The 15,905-nt window shown below is 64.1% G+C and carries 13 protein-coding genes and 1 pseudogene; 10 read left to right on the forward strand and 4 right to left on the reverse strand.

The genetic code is table 11. The features are described from left to right. Positions 1–50 precede the first annotated feature (50 nt). A complete protein-coding gene (locus HCA61_RS10780) occupies positions 51–1,229 on the forward strand; it encodes a CoA transferase (protein ID WP_346777554.1) in 1,179 nt (392 codons plus the stop codon). Positions 1,230–1,246: 17 nt separating this feature from the next. Here HCA61_RS10780 and HCA61_RS10785 read toward each other — a convergent pair. Next, a pseudogene (locus tag HCA61_RS10785) lies at positions 1,247–2,565 on the reverse strand (aldehyde dehydrogenase family protein); the annotation flags it as partial. 155 nt (positions 2,566–2,720) lie between these two features. Here HCA61_RS10785 and HCA61_RS10790 point away from each other — a divergent pair. After that, positions 2,721–3,854: a nitronate monooxygenase family protein gene (locus HCA61_RS10790; RefSeq protein WP_169688187.1), complete on the forward strand. Its 1,134-nt coding sequence runs from the start codon at positions 2,721–2,723 to the stop codon at positions 3,852–3,854. 75 nt (positions 3,855–3,929) lie between these two features. Here the strand turns inward: HCA61_RS10790 and HCA61_RS10795 are convergent, their stop codons facing one another. From HCA61_RS10795 to HCA61_RS10805, 3 genes are read right to left on the reverse strand one after another with little or no spacing between them, the layout of a single operon-like run. Continuing rightward, the gene (locus tag HCA61_RS10795; protein WP_169688188.1) at positions 3,930–5,549 is read right to left on the reverse strand and encodes a long-chain-fatty-acid--CoA ligase; all 1,620 of its coding nucleotides are present in this window, start codon (positions 5,547–5,549) and stop codon (positions 3,930–3,932) included. A 33-nt stretch (positions 5,550–5,582) separates the two neighbouring features. Further along, positions 5,583–6,698: an acyl-CoA dehydrogenase family protein gene (locus HCA61_RS10800; protein ID WP_169688189.1), complete on the reverse strand. Its 1,116-nt coding sequence runs from the start codon at positions 6,696–6,698 to the stop codon at positions 5,583–5,585. Positions 6,699–6,712: 14 nt separating this feature from the next. Beyond that, positions 6,713–7,891, reverse strand: coding sequence for an acyl-CoA dehydrogenase family protein (locus HCA61_RS10805; protein WP_169688190.1), 1,179 nt, complete (start codon positions 7,889–7,891; stop codon positions 6,713–6,715). Positions 7,892–7,997: 106 nt separating this feature from the next. On the opposite strand from HCA61_RS10805, the gene HCA61_RS10810 reads away from it, so the two are divergent. The 8 genes from HCA61_RS10810 (at position 7,998) to HCA61_RS10845 (ending at position 15,904) form a co-directional block, all read left to right on the forward strand. Then, positions 7,998–8,186 (forward strand): ferredoxin, encoded by a 189-nt coding sequence (locus HCA61_RS10810; protein WP_054714149.1) that lies wholly within the window; start codon positions 7,998–8,000, stop codon positions 8,184–8,186. A 143-nt stretch (positions 8,187–8,329) separates the two neighbouring features. Then, entirely contained in the window at positions 8,330–9,244 is a 915-nt protein-coding gene (locus HCA61_RS10815; protein WP_169688191.1) for a 3-oxoacyl-ACP reductase, read from the forward strand. 453 nt (positions 9,245–9,697) lie between these two features. After that, complete coding sequence (locus HCA61_RS10820) at positions 9,698–10,462, forward strand: ABC transporter permease (protein ID WP_132476421.1); 765 nt, start codon at positions 9,698–9,700, stop codon at positions 10,460–10,462. 14 nt (positions 10,463–10,476) lie between these two features. Then, complete coding sequence (locus HCA61_RS10825) at positions 10,477–11,325, forward strand: ABC transporter permease (RefSeq protein ID WP_169688192.1); 849 nt, start codon at positions 10,477–10,479, stop codon at positions 11,323–11,325. 7 nt (positions 11,326–11,332) lie between these two features. Beyond that, the gene (locus tag HCA61_RS10830) at positions 11,333–12,511 is read left to right on the forward strand and encodes an MCE family protein (protein ID WP_169688193.1); all 1,179 of its coding nucleotides are present in this window, start codon (positions 11,333–11,335) and stop codon (positions 12,509–12,511) included. Between the two features lie 2 nt (positions 12,512–12,513). Continuing rightward, positions 12,514–13,533 carry an MCE family protein gene (locus HCA61_RS10835; protein ID WP_169688194.1) on the forward strand — a complete coding sequence of 340 codons (1,020 nt, stop codon included), beginning with the start codon at positions 12,514–12,516 and terminating at the stop codon, positions 13,531–13,533. Then, the gene (locus tag HCA61_RS10840) at positions 13,530–14,588 is read left to right on the forward strand and encodes an MCE family protein (RefSeq protein ID WP_169688195.1); all 1,059 of its coding nucleotides are present in this window, start codon (positions 13,530–13,532) and stop codon (positions 14,586–14,588) included. Before HCA61_RS10835 ends, HCA61_RS10840 begins: the two co-directional genes overlap by 4 nt. Further along, positions 14,585–15,904, forward strand: a complete 1,320-nt coding sequence (locus HCA61_RS10845) for an MCE family protein (protein WP_169688196.1) — start codon at positions 14,585–14,587, stop codon at positions 15,902–15,904. Before HCA61_RS10840 ends, HCA61_RS10845 begins: the two co-directional genes overlap by 4 nt. Position 15,905: the final 1 nt, after the last annotated feature.

Here is a 15,905-nt window from a genome sequence, read left to right on the forward strand (position 1 = left end):
GCACACCGACCGAGCCGACAGAGCAGACCGCAGCCGGTGCGCTCGGAGAGATCAGGGTACTCGAACTGGGCACACTGATCGCCGGTCCGTTCGCCGGGCGGTTGCTCGGCGATATGGGTGCCGACGTCATCAAGATCGAGGATCCGAAGCGTCCCGACCCGCTGCGCACCTGGGGGCAGGGGGAGCGTGATGGCCACCGTTTCTTCTGGACCGTGCACGCGCGCAACAAACGGTGCATCACCCTCGATCTGCGGTCGGCCGACGGTCAGGACCTCTTCCGCCGGCTGGTCGCCGAATCCGACGTCGTCGTCGAGAACTTCCGGCCCGGCACACTCGAGAAATGGGGCCTCGGCTACGACGTGCTCTCCGAGGTCAACCCGGGCATCGTGCTTGCGCGCGTGTCCGGATACGGACAGACCGGCCCCAGAGCCGGGCACGCAGGATACGCCTCGGTCGCGGAGGCGGAAAGCGGTCTCCGGCACCTGAACGGCTACCCCGGGCAGGCGCCGCCGCGTCTCGCGCTGTCACTCGGCGACACCCTCGGCGGCATGTTCGCCGTCCAAGGAGTGCTTGCTGCGCTGCTGAGCCGCGAGCGGACGGGACGTGGGCAGATCGTCGACGTGGCGCTGACCGAAGCGTGCCTGGCCGTCCAGGAGTCGGTCATTCCCGACTACGACGCTGCCGGGGTGGTTCGCGGCCCGTCCGGTACGCGGCTCGAGGGCATCGCGCCGTCGAATCTGTATCGCACCGCCGACGACATGTGGATTGTCATCGCGGCCAATCAGGACACCGTCTTCCGGCGCCTGTGCGTGGCAATGGATCGCCCGGAACTGGCCGACGATGCGAAGTTCGCCGACCACCTTGCGCGTGGTGTCAATCAGGACGACCTCGACGATCTCATCGGCGCGTGGGCCGCGACATGGACCCTCACCGACCTGCTCGAACACCTGTCGGCCTCGGGTGTCGTTGCAGGGCCCGTCAATACGGTGGCCGAAGTGGTCGCCGACGACCAGTTCCAGGCGCGCGACATGCTGGTCTCCCATCATGACGAACGCACCGGCCTCGATGTTCTCGGACCGGGGGTGGTGCCACGTTTGGCCGACACCCCCGGTTCGGTGCGTCGTGCAGGCCCGCCGATCGCCGGCTACGACAACGCCGCTGTCTACGGCGACCTGCTGGGCGTGAACGAAGGCGAGCGTGCCGATCTGCGCGAGCGCGGCGTTATCTGAGCGCAGTCGGTTCTCGTTCAGCCGGGCAGTCCGATCGTCTTGATTTCGAGGTACTCTTCGAAACCCTGCGTGCCGTTGCGTCGGCCGAGACCACTCTGTTTGGTACCGCCGAACGGGCTCGTGATGCCGAAGAAGGACTTTCCGTTGACGGTCACACTGCCGGTGCGCATCCGCATCGCGACGGCCAGCGCGCGATCGTTGTCGGCGCTGCTCACCTCACCGGACAAGCCGTAGATCGAATTATTCGCGATCGCAATGGCGTCGTCCTCGGTGTCGTAGGCGGTGCCGGTCAGTACCGGGCCGAAGATCTCTTCCTTCGCCACGCGGGAATCGGGATCGACGTCGCCCAGCAGAGTCGGTTGGGTGTAGTAACCCGTCGGCAGGTCCTCCGGAATGCCGCCGCCGGTGATGAGGGTCGCGCCCGATTCGACACCGTCGGTGATCAGGCCGAGCACCTTCTGACGCTGGGTCTCGCTGATCTGCGGGCCCTGCATGTTGCCGGGAACCCACGGATCGCCCACCGGGAAGGATTCCATCGTGGCCTTCAGCACCGCGACGCCTTCGTCGTAGCGGCTGCGTGGTAACAGGATCCGGCTGGGCAGAATGCAACTCTGCCCCGACATCACGCACGCCATCACCGCCGCCATCGGGAGGGACGCACCGAGGTCGGCGTCGTCGAGCACGATATGAGCGGATTTGCCGCCGAGTTCGAGCATCGTCTTCTTACCGTGGGTGCGGCGGCGGCCAGAATGGCTCGTCCGGTCGCTGTCGAACCGGTGAAGGTGATCATGTCGACCCTCGGATCCGACGACAGTGCCGCGCCCACTTCGTTGGCGTTCGACAGTACGACGTTGAAGACCCCGGCCGGAATATCGGTTTCTTCGGCGACGATGCGTCCCAGTTCGCTCCCGGACCACGGGGTGAGCTGCGCGGGCTTGAGGACGACGGTGTTTCCGGCCATCAGCGCCGGCATCGTCTCGGCGACATTGAGATAGAACGGCACGTTCCAGGGCGTGATCGCGCCGACGACCCCGACCGGATCGAAGTGCAGGAGTCTGCGCGCCGGACCCATCACCGTGGGGTGCATTCCCGTGTCCTGCAGATAGTCGAAGCTCCGGCCGTATTCGGCCCAGTGCTTCACCTCGTCGATCGGCTCCTCGATCTGACTTCTGGTCACGCCGATGGGGCAGCCGACCTCGGTCACCACTATCCGGCGCAGACGCTCCATGTTTCTGGTCATCGCTTCGTGGAGCTGGCTGAGGCAGTGGTAGCGGAATTCGACGTCGCGTGACCAGTCGGTGGTGTCGAATGCGCGGCGGGCGGCGCCGACGGCGCGTTTGTTGTGGAGTAGCCAATTCGAGTGTGCAGTCGTTGTCGCGACACGCCGGGCGGTTTCGGAAAAACTGCACACTCGACATGTTCATTCGGGCACGCTGGCCCTATGGTGGAACTTGTTTCAGTTATTCACCGTCTCTTCTTGAGGAGTGCCGAATGCACACACCCCTATGCGACCAACTCGGCATCGAGTTCCCGATCTTCGCATTCACTCACTGCCGTGACGTTGTCGTCGCTGTGGCCAAGGCGGGTGGTTTCGGCGTCCTCGGCGCCGTCGGTTTCACGCCTGAAGAGCTCGAAATCGAGTTGAACTGGATCGATGAGCACATCGGCGACCGGCCTTACGGTGTCGACATCGTCATTCCGGGCAAGTACGAGGGCATGGATGCCAACCTGTCCGCCGACGAGCTGACGAAGATGCTGCAGTCGATGGTTCCGCAGGAGACGCTCGAATTCGCCCGTGGAATCCTCAGCGATCACGGTGTCCCAGTACCCAAGGACGGGGACGATAACGCGTTGCAGCTGCTGGGCTGGACCGAAGCCACCGCCACCCCGCAGGTGGAGGTCGCGCTGCAGCATCCGAAAGTCACGCTCATCGCCAACGCACTCGGCACGCCGCCGGCCGACATGATCGCACACATCCACGACTCCGGACGTAAGGTCGCGGCGCTGTGCGGTTCTCCGTACCAGGCCCGCAAGCATGCGGATGCAGGCGTCGACATCATCATTGCTCAGGGCGGCGAAGGCGGCGGACACTGCGGCGAGGTCGGCTCGATCGTGTTGTGGCCACAGGTTGTCAAGGAAGTCGCGCCCGTTCCGGTGCTGGCTGCCGGTGGCATCGGCAGCGGTGAGCAGATCGCTGCCGCTCTTGCCCTCGGCACGCAGGGCGTCTGGTCGGGTTCGCAGTGGCTCATGGTCGAGGAGGCCGAGAATACGGCGGTCCAGCAGGATGCCTACATCAAGGCAGGCAGCCGCGACACCGTGCGTAGCCGCTCGTTCACCGGCAAGCCCTGCCGCATGCTGCGCAACGACTGGACCGAGGCGTGGGAGCAGGAGGAGAACCCGAAGCCGCTCGGGATGCCCTTGCAGTACATGGTTTCCGGCATGGCTGTTGCCGCCACCCATAAGTACCCGGACGAGTCCGTCGACGTCGCTTTCAACCCGGTGGGTCAGGTCGTCGGTCAGTTCACGAAGGTGGAGAAGACTTCCGCGGTCATCGAACGCTGGGTACAGGAATACCTCGACGCGACCGGCACCTTGGAGCGGTTGAACGAGGCCGCGAACGCATAGAGCTTCGCTGGTGCGTGGTTCTGGTAGTGGGAACTACCGAAACCGCGCACCGGCAGTGATGTAGGTGTCCTATGTTCAGGTGGTGGGGGCCTTGTCCAGGTTGTGTGCGAGTTCGCCTGTCAGCAACTGGAAGTCGTTCTGTCCGCGTTCGCGGACCCAGACGGGATCTGCGCAATGCCATCGTTCGGCCGAGAGTGTGCGCGTGAGAATCTTGAACGTTGCCGTTTGGGGGAGGCTCCGGGCGACCCTGACGAACGTCGGGAGCTGCTTCGGACCGAGATCCGCTCGAGTATCGAGGAATTCGGCGAAGGCAGCCGGATCGAACTCGTCATCGACAGCGGGGACGACCGCGATCATCACCTGGTCGCCCACGAAACGGTCGGGCACGGCGTACACCGACACCTGTGAGAACCCCGGGTATCGTGACAGTACCCGTTCGATGGGTGCAGCACCGAGGTTTTCACCGTCCACGCGTAGCCATCCCGAACTGCGACCCGCAAAGTACACGAACCCGTCGGCGTCACGGTATGCGAGATCGCCACTGTGGTAGCGACCGTTCCTCAGGCGCTCGGCATCGGCCTCGGGGTCGTTGTAGTACCCCGCGAACGCGCCTGCGCCATCCGAGTTGACCAGTTCCCCGGTGGCCTCGTCGGCATTGACGATCCGCCCGTCGTCGTCGAACACTGCCGGCGGACACGGGAGCCCGGTTTCGGTGTCGAGGATCTCGATGCCGTCGGGAAGCAGTCCCAGCGACCCGGCAGGCCTGCCGGCGGTCGCGCGGATTGCGATGCCGCCTTCGGTGGAACCGAATCCGTCCACGACGGTCGCGCCGAATCGGCGACCGAATTCGGCGACCGCGGGCGCACTGCCCTCGTTGCCGTACATGATGCGCAGTGGATTGTCGGCGTCGTCGGGCCGTTCGGGTGTGGCGACGACGTAGGACAACGGCTTTCCCACGTAGTTCGCGTACGTGACTCCGAATTTCCGCAGGTCGGGCAGGAACCCGGATGCGGAGAACCGGCGACGCAGAGCGACACTGCTCCGGGCGGCCAGTGCGACGCCCCAGCCGGCCATCATGGCGTTCGAATGGAACATCGGCATCGAGAGATAGACCGTGTCGGCCGGGCCGAGACCGAACCTCTCGGCGAGCATGCTCCCGGGGTCGGCGATCTTCGCGTGCGTGCATCGCACGGCCTTCGGGTCTCCGCTGGTGCCGGAGGTGAAGATCAACATGAAGGGATCGTCGGACGCGATGTCGTCGACGATCTGCTCGGAGCCCTCGTACGGGGCGATCGTGGCGCGCCACTCCTCGGAATCGATGTCGATCACCCGCACACCGGGTAGATCGAGTCCGGCGAGAAGTCCGATGTGTGCGGTCTCGGTGAACACCACCTGACAATCCGCGAGCAGGATGTCGCGGGCGAGCGCCTCACCGCGTCTGGTGGTGTTCAGACCCGCCACCACCGATCCCGAGAACGCGGCAGCCCCGAGCAGGAACGAGAACTCCGGCACGTTGTCGAGCAGCACACCGATGTGCCGTGGGCGCGACGGATCGAGAATGTCGCGCAAGAGCGCCGCCCGATCGTGGGAGAGCGCGGCGTGGTCGCGCCACGAGACGAAGGAGTCCTCGAACAGCACGCCCCGGTCGTCGACCGTGTCGAGGCGCCGGAGCAGTGTGGTAACCGTGTCGAGCATGATGACTTCCTCCGAACGTCGGGCAGGGGAGCGTCAGGCGGGAGCGTCGGCGAGTTCCCGGCCGAGTGCACGCAACTGCGTCGTGGCCGATCCCAGCAAGAACTCGTGATGCTTCGCAACGAGGAAGTACCGGTGAACGGGATGATCCTCGTCGAGCCCGACACCGCCGTGGACGTGTACGACGGTATGCGCGACCCGATGCCCGGCATCGGCTGCCCAGAATGCGGCGGTGCGCAGTTCCTGCTCGTGAGGATCGCCCTCGGCGATGCGGAAGGCTGCCTGCCACAGCGTCAGTCGCACGCCCCTGAAGTCGATGTACGCGTCAGCCAGGCGTTGAGCGACGGCCTGGAAGCTGCCGATGGGACGGTCGAACTGGACCCGTTCGCGTGCATACTCGGCGGTGAGTTCGAGACCTCGGTCCAACGCTCCGCACTGGTATGCAGCCGACCCGAGGAGGAACCGGTCGCGGAGCCGCGCCGCGACGGTGGCACCGTCAGTGCCGAGAACGCGATCCGGTCCGAGCTCGACCCCGTCCAGCGTCACGATGCCCGCAGATCCGAAACTCGTGGTCTGCTGCGGTATGACGCTCACGCCGGGATCGTCGGCGCGTACCAGGAACACCGCGACCCCGTCGCCCGTGGTGGCGGGCACGAGGAAGCCGTCGGCGACAGGTGCGGTGTCGACCACGATCTTGGTGCCGTTCAGTATGTGGCCGGAACCTGATGCGGTGGCCGAGGTAACGGGGTGGAGCGGATCGTCGTTGACCTCTTCGGTCAGCGCGGCGGTGAGGATCTTCTCGCCGGATCCAGCGGGTTCACCCCACTCCTCGATCTGTTCCTTCGTTCCGAATTCGGCTATTGCGGAAGCAGATACGACGATCGATGTGAGGTAAGGCACCGTCGCAGCGGCGCGTCCGAGTTCGATGAGGATGCTGGCCTGTTCGAGGGGGCCGAATCCGTCGCCGCCGACCGAGTCCGGCAGTGCCGCGCCGAGTACCCCCGACGACGCAAGTGCGTCCCACAGGATGTGATCGGTGCGGTCCTCTGCGGCATCGAGGCCGCGCTGATGTTCGTTGGTGACGATGTCGGTGACGATGCTGCGCGTGAGTTCCGAGAGGTCCTGCTGCGCTTCGGTGAGAGTGAAATCCACGATGGATGTCCTTTCTAGCGCTTGGAAGGTGGCAGGCCGAGTGCGGTCATCGCGATGATGTCGCGCTGCACTTCGTTGGTGCCGCCGCCGAAGGTGAGGATCAGTGAACTGCGATGCATCCGCTCGATGCGTCCGCGCAGCAATGCGCCGGGCGAGTTCTGCCGCACAGTCGCCGCGGGGCCGAGAATCTCCATGAGCAGGCGATACGCCTCGGTGGCGAACTCCGTTCCGAAGACTTTGTTGGCAGAGGCCGGGGCGGGTCCGAGCGGACCGGTGCCGGAGGCGATGTCCCAGTTCATGAGCTGGAGGTACTCGGCCTTGGCGTGCACACGCGCCAGGTTGATCCGGACCCATTCCTGGTCGATCACACGCCGCCCGTCGGGACCTTGCGTCTGCTGGGCCCAGGCGCGGACCTCGCGCAGTGCGCTGAGGACCGGTCCGGCGGAGGTCAGCGCGACCCGCTCGTGGTTGAGCTGGTTGGTGATCAGTGCCCAGCCACCGTTCTCCTCCCCGACGAGTGCGGAGGCCGGGACCCGGACATCCTGATAGTAGGTGGCGCTCGTGTCGGGGCCCGCCATGGTGTGCACCGGTGTGTACGAGAATCCCTCGGCGTCGGTGGGGACGATGAGGATACTTATTCCCTTGTGCTTCTTTGCCGCAGGGTCGGTGCGGACCGCGAGCCAGACGTAGTCGGCGTAGGCGATCAGGCTCGTCCACATCTTCTGGCCGTTGATCACCCACTCGTCGCCGTCGCGGACGGCACTGGTGCGCAGCGATGCGAGGTCGGTGCCCGCTTCCGGCTCCGAGTATCCGATGGAGAAATGGAGTTCACCGGCGGAGATACGCGGGAGGAAGTACGCCTTCTGTTCGTCGGTGCCGTAGTGCATGATCGTCGGCGCGACCGAGTCGATGGTCAGGAACGGAACGGGTGCTCCTGCGATGGCGGCCTCGTCGCTGAAGATCAGCTGATCCATCGCGGGACGGTTCTGGCCACCGAATTCCTCCGGCCAGCCGAGCGTGAGCCAGCCGTCTTTCCCCATCTGCTGGACGACCTCGCGGTATACGTTGCCCGAGCCGTACTCGCCGGTGGTGGCGGCAAGCGCCTCGCGCCGTTCTTCCGTCATCAGGTCGGCGAAGTACTCGCGCAGTTCCGCGCGCAGCCGTTGCTGCTCGGGGGTGTAGTTGATGTCCACGAACGCTCCTTCGTCGTCATAGGATCCGACGAATCATTGCACAGAATTGTAACGCGTTCTAGTGTAAGTTCGAACGACTCGTACGGCGAGGAAATGAGGTCCGGAAATGGATGTCGAGGTCGACTTCGACCGTTGTGAGGCCAATGGGGTGTGCGTGGGAATCGCACCCGAGGTCTTCGATCTGAACGACGACGATGAACTGATCGTTGTGCACCCCACTCCTGCGGGGAGTGAGGATCTCGTTCGTGACGCAATCGCACAGTGCCCGCGTGCGGCGCTGTCCGAGGTTCGCTAGCGACGGGCCCACGGGGAATCTGCCGGGGGTCTTGTCATAAACAGGAACAAGTTCTAGATTCCTGGTCGGCTTCGGATCTCCGGGGTGGGCCACGGGTGAGGGCATGTCGGATGTCCCGCCCGACTTCGCAAGGGAGTGCGTGAATGAGTGCTGTCGGCAACGGTCGCGACGATGTGTCGCTCGAAGGCAAGGTTGCGGTCGTCACCGGTGCCGGTGCGGGACTCGGACGCGCCGAGGCACTCGGTCTCGCCCGTGCGGGCGCGAGGGTGATCGTCAACGACCTCGCTCCCGGTGACGCGGTGGACGACACCCTCGCGCAGATCCGGTCGCTGGGGGTCGACGCCGAGTTCGTGGCCGGCAGTGTCGCCGAACGAGAGACCGCCGACGCGATGGTCGCCACCGCAGTGGATCGGTTCGGCGGGCTCGACATCGTCGTCAACAATGCCGGTGTCGTCCGCGACCGGATGCTTCCGAACATGTCCGACGAGGAATGGGACACGGTCGTCTCGGTGCACCTGCGCGGTCATTTCCTCCTGTGCCGCAATGCCGCCGCCTACTGGCGCGGCAAGTCGAAGGAGGTCGGCGGCCCGGTGTACGCGCGGATCGTCAACACCTCGTCCGAAGCCGGGCTCCTCGGCCCCGCGGGGCAGCCCAACTACGGTGCTGCGAAGGCGGGAATCACCTCACTCACCGTGTCGGCGGCGCGTGGTCTGTCGCGGTACGGCGTCCGTGCCAACGCGATCTGCCCTCGTGCTCGCACCGCGATGACGGAAGCGGTGTTCGGAGATGCACCCGACGGGGAGATCGACCCACTTTCACCCGACCACGTCGCATCGCTCGTGTCCTACCTGGCTTCTCCCGCGGCGGAGAAAGTCAACGGCCAGGTCTTCATCGTCTACGGCCCGATGGTTGCGTTGATGGCAGCGCCGACCGTCGAGCAGCGCTTCGACGCCGTCGGGCAGTGGACCCCTGCCGCGCTCGCATCCGAGCTCGGTGGGTACTTCTCCGACCGGGATCCGGGTAGGACGTTCTCGGCATCTGCCGCTCTCGACCTGTAGTTCGCCTCTAAGCTTCGTAGGAGGTTCGATTCGGACGCTCGTCCGGATCGGGTTTACTGCAACTGGCAGTTTCGGTTACTGTGCAGTCCGTGTGCCGCGGGGGCGCTCCGGCTGTGGGATAATTGCTCTTTCGATGCCGAATCCAAATAGGAATCTGTTCTAGTTTTGCTGCTGGATCAAGTCTGATTCCGATGCCTCGACCGCGTGCTGTCAACGATGCGGAACGGTCTCCCGGACGTTCGGATTCTCATCAAAGTCCCAGTGTAAACCGGCTTATGTCTGCTCGGATTCTTTGAATCCGCTCATGTTTCTTCGTCGGCAGGACCGACATTCCAACCGTGGAAGCGATGCATCTTTGACACGTGAACACGTTCTAGTTAATATGACGCGGGTCACAGCATTACTGCTGCTGTGGCGTGGTGCAGGCGAATCATCGAATGATGGGGGGACGCGGTGGTAGACCTCTTCGAAGTCCCCCTTCGCGCCGTCGGTGGGCTCTTCGCCATGACGGGCGAGACTGCGCGTGCCGCGTTCGTCCGTCCGTTCCAGCGACGCGAATTCATCGACCAGGCCTGGTTCGTCGCCAGGGTCTCCCTGATGCCGACCATCCTCGTCGCGGTTCCGTTCACCGTGCTCGTCAGCTTCACACTGAACATCCTGCTGAGAGAGATCGGCGCGGCCGACCTCAGCGGAGCGGGAGCCGCACTGGGTGCCGTCACCCAGGTCGGACCCATGGTCACCGTGCTCATCGTCGCCGGCGCAGGCGCCACCGCGATCTGTGCCGACCTGGCCGCACGGACCATTCGCGAGGAGATCGACGCGATGAAGGTGCTCGGTATCAATCCGATCCAGCGTCTCGTCGTACCGCGGGTCCTCGCGTCCACCGTCGTCGCGCTACTGCTCAACGGACTTGTCTGCACTATCGGCATCCTCGGTGGATTCGGATTCTCGGTCTTCTTCCAAGGCGTGAACCCGGGCGCCTTCATCAACGGCATCACACTGCTCACCGGATTCGGGGAACTCATGATCTCCCAGGTCAAGGCCGGGCTGTTCGGCATGATCGCCGGACTCGTCGCCTCATACCTCGGTCTGAACGTGCGAGGCGGCGCCAAGAGCGTCGGCGACGCTGTCAACCAGACGGTCGTATTCGCCTTCATGGCGTTGTTCGTCGTCAACCTCCTCGTCACCGCGGTCGGCATCAAGCTGACCGGCGGATGAGGAGGGAGAACACGATGGCACTGATGACAGGTCGGTTCCCCAGAGTTGCGCGACGACTCGGCAACACGTCGAAGTCGATCGACAAGCTCGGCGAACAAGCGCTCTTCTTCGCTCGCGCGCTCGGCACCATGCCGCGCGCGGTGATGCACTATCCGAAAGAGACCGTGCGGTTGATCGCGGAGATCAGCATGGGCACAGGCGCGCTCGCGGTGATCGGCGGAACCGTCGTGATCGTCGGCTTCCTGACCTTGTTCACCGGCGGCATCATCGCCGTGCAGGGATTCAGCTCTCTCGGCAATATCGGAGTCGAGGCGCTCACGGGCTTCTTCGCAGCGTTCATCAACGTGCGCATCGCCGCTCCGACCATTGCCGGCATCGGTCTCGCGGCGACGATCGGGGCCGGCTCCACGGCGCAGCTCGGCGCGATGCGTGTCTCCGAAGAGATCGACGCGCTGGAGACCATGGCGATCCCGTCGATCCCCTACCTCGTCTCGACCCGCGTGATGGCGGGGATGATCTCGATCATCCCGCTGTACTCGCTTGCGGTCATCGCGTCGTTCATCGCCAGCCGGTTTGCAACCGTTGTGCTCTACGGGCAGTCGGCGGGCGTATACGACCACTACTTCTCGACCTTTCTCATCCCGACCGACATCCTGTGGTCGTTCGTGCAGGCCATGGTGATGGCGGTCGCGGTGATGCTCATCCACACCTACTACGGCTTCAACGCGAGTGGAGGGCCGGTCGGTGTCGGCGTGGCAGTCGGAAACGCGGTGCGGGCCTCACTGATCGCGGTCGTGACGGTGACCCTCCTGATCTCCCTTGCGGTGTACGGCACCTCCGGCAACTTCAATCTGTCGGGATAGGGCGCGCATGGAAACCGCTTCGTGGAAGAAGAAACTTGCTGCCGTCGGAATGGTCGGCGGACTGGCCGTGATCATCGTCGTGGCATTGACATTGTTCGTCGGTGGATTCACCTCCACCACACCCATCACCGTCACCTCGGCGCGCTCCGGCCTGGTGATGGAAACCGATGCCAAGGTGAAACTGCGCGGCGTCGAGGTGGGCAGGGTCGCCTCGATCGAGCACAGCCCGAACGGGGCCGTTCTCGAACTCGCGATGCAGCCGGGCCAGATGGATCTCATTCCGTCGAACGCAAAGGTCGCGATCGAATCGACCACTGTGTTCGGTGCCAAGTTCGTCAACATCATCGTGCCGGACGATCCGTCGTCCACTCCATTGGAGGAGGGCGCGGTGATCGCGGCCGACAGCGTGACAGTTGAGTTCAACACCGTTTTCGAGCACCTGTCCGATGTCCTGGCCCAGATCCAGCCCGAGAAACTCAACGCGACCCTCGGCGCCTTGTCCGAAGCACTGTCCGGGCGCGGCGACGACCTCGGCGCGACCCTCGTTGCCGCAGACGAATACCTCGTCGAGATGAATCCTTCTTTGCCGCAACTGGAATACGATCTCGAGGTCGGCGCGGATGTCGCGCAACTGTATGCCGATGTCGCGCCCGATCTGATGACCACCATCGGAAATGCAACGGATGTGGGCGACACGATCGTCGACGAGCAGGAGCAACTCGACCTGCTGCTGATGAATCTCACCGGGCTGGCCAATACCGGTCGGGACGTACTGGGGGAGAACGAAGGTCAGCTCACCACCGCACTCGATGTCCTGACCGATACGACCACACTGCTCGGTGAGTACTCGCCCGAACTCACCTGTTTCATCGTCGGACTCAACGACGCCCGCGTCGCATTCGAGCCGATGGCGGGCACCGGGAAGTACCCGGCCCTGATGCTCAGCACCAGCTTCATGGGTGGTGCCACTCCCTACAACCACGAGGAGGATCTGCCTGTGGTCGGTGCGTCGGGCGGCCCCAACTGCCACGGAATGCCGAATTTCGATCCGGTCCGCGACGGAAACGCATCGTTCGTGGTGACCGACACCGCGACCGTTCCGTTCAAGCCGTCCACCGAAGCGTGGATCCGGTACCCGACGATTTTCGGCTTCCTGTTCGGCGACTACCTTCCGGCAGGGCAGTGACCATGAGGGAATCCACGGTCAAGTTCTCGATTTTCGCGCTTGTCATGGTGCTCGTGTTCGCGGGGCTCGCAGTGGTGTTCAGTCAGGCGCGTTTCACCGGAACGGAGGGCTACCACGCCACCTTCACCGACGTATCGGGACTCGAAACCGGCGACAAGGTGCGAATCGCGGGGGTCCAGGTCGGATCGGTCACGGGAGTCGACATCGGAGACGGCAACCACGCCGAAGTCGATTTCGATGTCGATTCCCACCAGACGCTTTTCGCGAGTACCCGTGCAACCGTGCGCTACGAGAATCTGGTCGGCGACCGCTACCTCGAACTTCTCGAGGGACCGGGCAGCATCGACATTCTCGGAGCAGGCGGCAGCATTCCTGTCGAGCAGACCGAACCTGCCCTCGATCTCGACCTTCTGCTCGGGGGGTTCAAACCCCTGCTCAAAGGGCTCGACTCGAAACAGGTGAACGATCTCTCGGGTGCGTTGCTGCAGGTCTTTCAGGGGCAGGGCGACGCGTTAGTCTCGTTGCTCGGCTCCACGAATTCGTTCACCAATTCGATTGCGGACCGCGATCAATTGATCGGGGACGTGATCGACAATCTCAACGGCGTTCTCGGGACGATCGACGACCACGATCGTGAGTTCACCGAGACGATCGATCGGTTGCACACCCTGGTCGGTGGACTCGCAGACGACAAAGACCCGATCGGCGCCGCCATCCCGCAGATCGCCGCAGGCACAGCAGATCTCGCATCGCTCCTGCAGAACACGCGTCCCGACCTGCAGTCGGTGATCGCGCAGACGAACCGCACCATGACGCAACTGGACCTCGGTGAGGACGACATCAACGCCACCCTCGAACGGCTGCCGTCGGACTACAAGAAGCTCATCCGCGTCGGTGCGTACGGAAACTTCTTCCAATTCTTTTTGTGTGCCAACACCTTCAAGCTGTCGGGACCGGACGGCACGACCATCCGATACACGACCGCGGCACAAACGACCGGAAGGTGTGCAAAACTCGAATGAGTGGAATCCGAGAACCAGACACACTCCGGATCGGCGCGGTCGGTCTTGCGGTGTCCGTCGCGATCGTGGTGGCGGGCCTGCAATACGACCAACTGCAGTTCCTTTCCGGTGGACTGACCTATTCGGCGCGGTTCGCAGATGCGGGTGGCCTCGTTCCCGGTGACGACGTCATCCTTTCGGGAGTCGACGTCGGATCCGTGACCGACGTCGCCCTCGACGGGGATGCCGTGCTCGTGACCTTCTCCGTCCGTGACGGCATCGCCCTCGGGGACGGTACCGGGGCCGATATCAAGACCAACACGGTGCTGGGCGCCAAATCCCTCGCCGTCCGCCCGGGTGGGCAAGGCGTGATGCGTCCGGGGACGGTGATCGCCCTCGACCGCACCAACTCGCCGTATTCGTTGACCGACGCTCTCGGTGACCTCACCACGACCACGTCGGAGCTCGACACCGAACAGATCAACGAATCGCTCGAAGCGTTGTCGGATACGTTGCAGGACACGCCGCCCGAGATCCGCGGTGCCCTCGAAGGCATGACCCGGCTGTCGCAGTCGATCAACGCGCGGGACGAATCCCTGTCGCAACTGCTCGAACGCGCGGAGGACGTCACGGGGATCCTGGCCGAGCGCAGCGACCAGGTCAACGAACTGATCGTCGACGCCAACTCACTGTTCGGCGAGCTGAGCCTGCGGCGCGATGCCATCACCGAACTCATCGCGAATATCTCGGCAGTGTCGCGGGAGTTGACCGGTCTGGTCCAGGACAACCAGGCGCAGATGGGCCCGACGCTCGAGGTGCTCAACAGGGTCACCGAGAATTTGCAGGCCAACAAGGACAACATCGCCGGCGCGCTCGACGGGCTCGGACCCTACATCAGTGCTCTCGGCGAATCCGTCGCGAGCGGGCCGTTCTTCAATGCCTATGTGTCGAACATTCTCCCGGCGCCGTGGTGGAAGGCCATCGTGGACAGTCAACTGGCACCCGACCTGCTGCCGCAGGATCTGCAGGACATAATTCCGAAGGAACCGCCGTCGATCAAGAGGGATGGCGAATGAACGCGCACACGACACCCACCGAAAACGCGGGCCGAAGCCGCCCGGCATGGCTGCTGCCTGCGATTGCAGGCATCGTGATCGTCGCACTCGTGGCGGTCGGTCTCACGGTGTTCCTCGGCCTGGGCAAACGTACGATCCACGCCGAATTCCTTTCCACGAGTGGGCTGTACGAGGGTGACGACGTGAGGGTGCTGGGTGTGTCGGTCGGGAAGATCACCGACATCGAACCCGGCGACGAGATGGTGCGCGTGACTATGCAGGTCGACGACTCGGTCGATGTTCCCGCAGACGCCAAGGCCGTGATCATCGCTCAGAGTCTCGTGTCGGCGCGCTTCGTCCAGCTCACACCGGTCTACGCCGGTGGCGAGGAGATCGCCGACGATGCAACCATTCCGGTGGAGCGCACCGCCTCTCCCGTGGAATGGGACGAGATCAAAGCAGAGTTGATGCGACTGTCGGAAGCGCTCGGCCCGGAAGAACTCGATCCGCAGGGCTCTCTCGGCAGGTTCATCGACACCGCCGCGGAGAATCTCGACGGAAACGGCGCGACCATCAACAGCACGCTCAGAGAACTGTCCGATACCATGCACACCCTGTCGGAAGGCCGAACGGACCTGTTCGGCACCGTCCGCAACCTGCAGACCTTCGTGTCGGTGCTCTCGCAGAGCAACGAGCAGATCGTGCAGTTCGGCGGTCGTTTGGCATCGGTGTCGAATGTGCTGGCCGAAAGCTCCGACCAGCTGGGTGTCTCGCTCACCGATCTGAATGTGGCGGTCGGAGATGTGCAGCGATTCGTGCAGGATAACCGGGCGGGCCTGACCGAATCGGTGCAGCGGCTTGCTGACGCCACAGAAGTGCTCGCCCGCAAGCGTCCCGAAATCGAACGTGTGCTGCATTCCGGCCCGACCGCCCTGTCGAACTTCTACAACATCTACAAGCCGGCGCAGGGCTCGCTCACCGGTGCTCTCGCGATCAACAACGCTGCCAGCCCGATCGAGTGGATGTGTGGATCCGTGGGCGCCGCTGCGAATGCGACGTCCGAGCGCAGTGAGGAATTGTGCAGGCAGCAGCTCGGTCCGGTCTTGTCGTCGATCCAGGCCAATTACCTGCCGGTGCTTGCCAATCCGTTGGCGGGTGTCCAGGCGTTCCCAGATCAGATCGAGTACTCCGAGCCCGGGCTCGAAGAGGCATCGGCGGGGCGTGGAACGGCTCCCGATCAGCCTCCGTCTCCGCTGGCCGGGCTGCTCGAGGGGATGCCCGGGGTCAGCGTTCCGGGCGATCTCGGGTCGCTGCTACAGCCGGGAGGCGGTCGATGAG

The organism is Rhodococcus sp. HNM0563 (genome assembly GCF_012726195.1).
In the GTDB taxonomy this organism is placed as follows: Bacteria; Actinomycetota; Actinomycetes; order Mycobacteriales; family Mycobacteriaceae; genus Rhodococcus.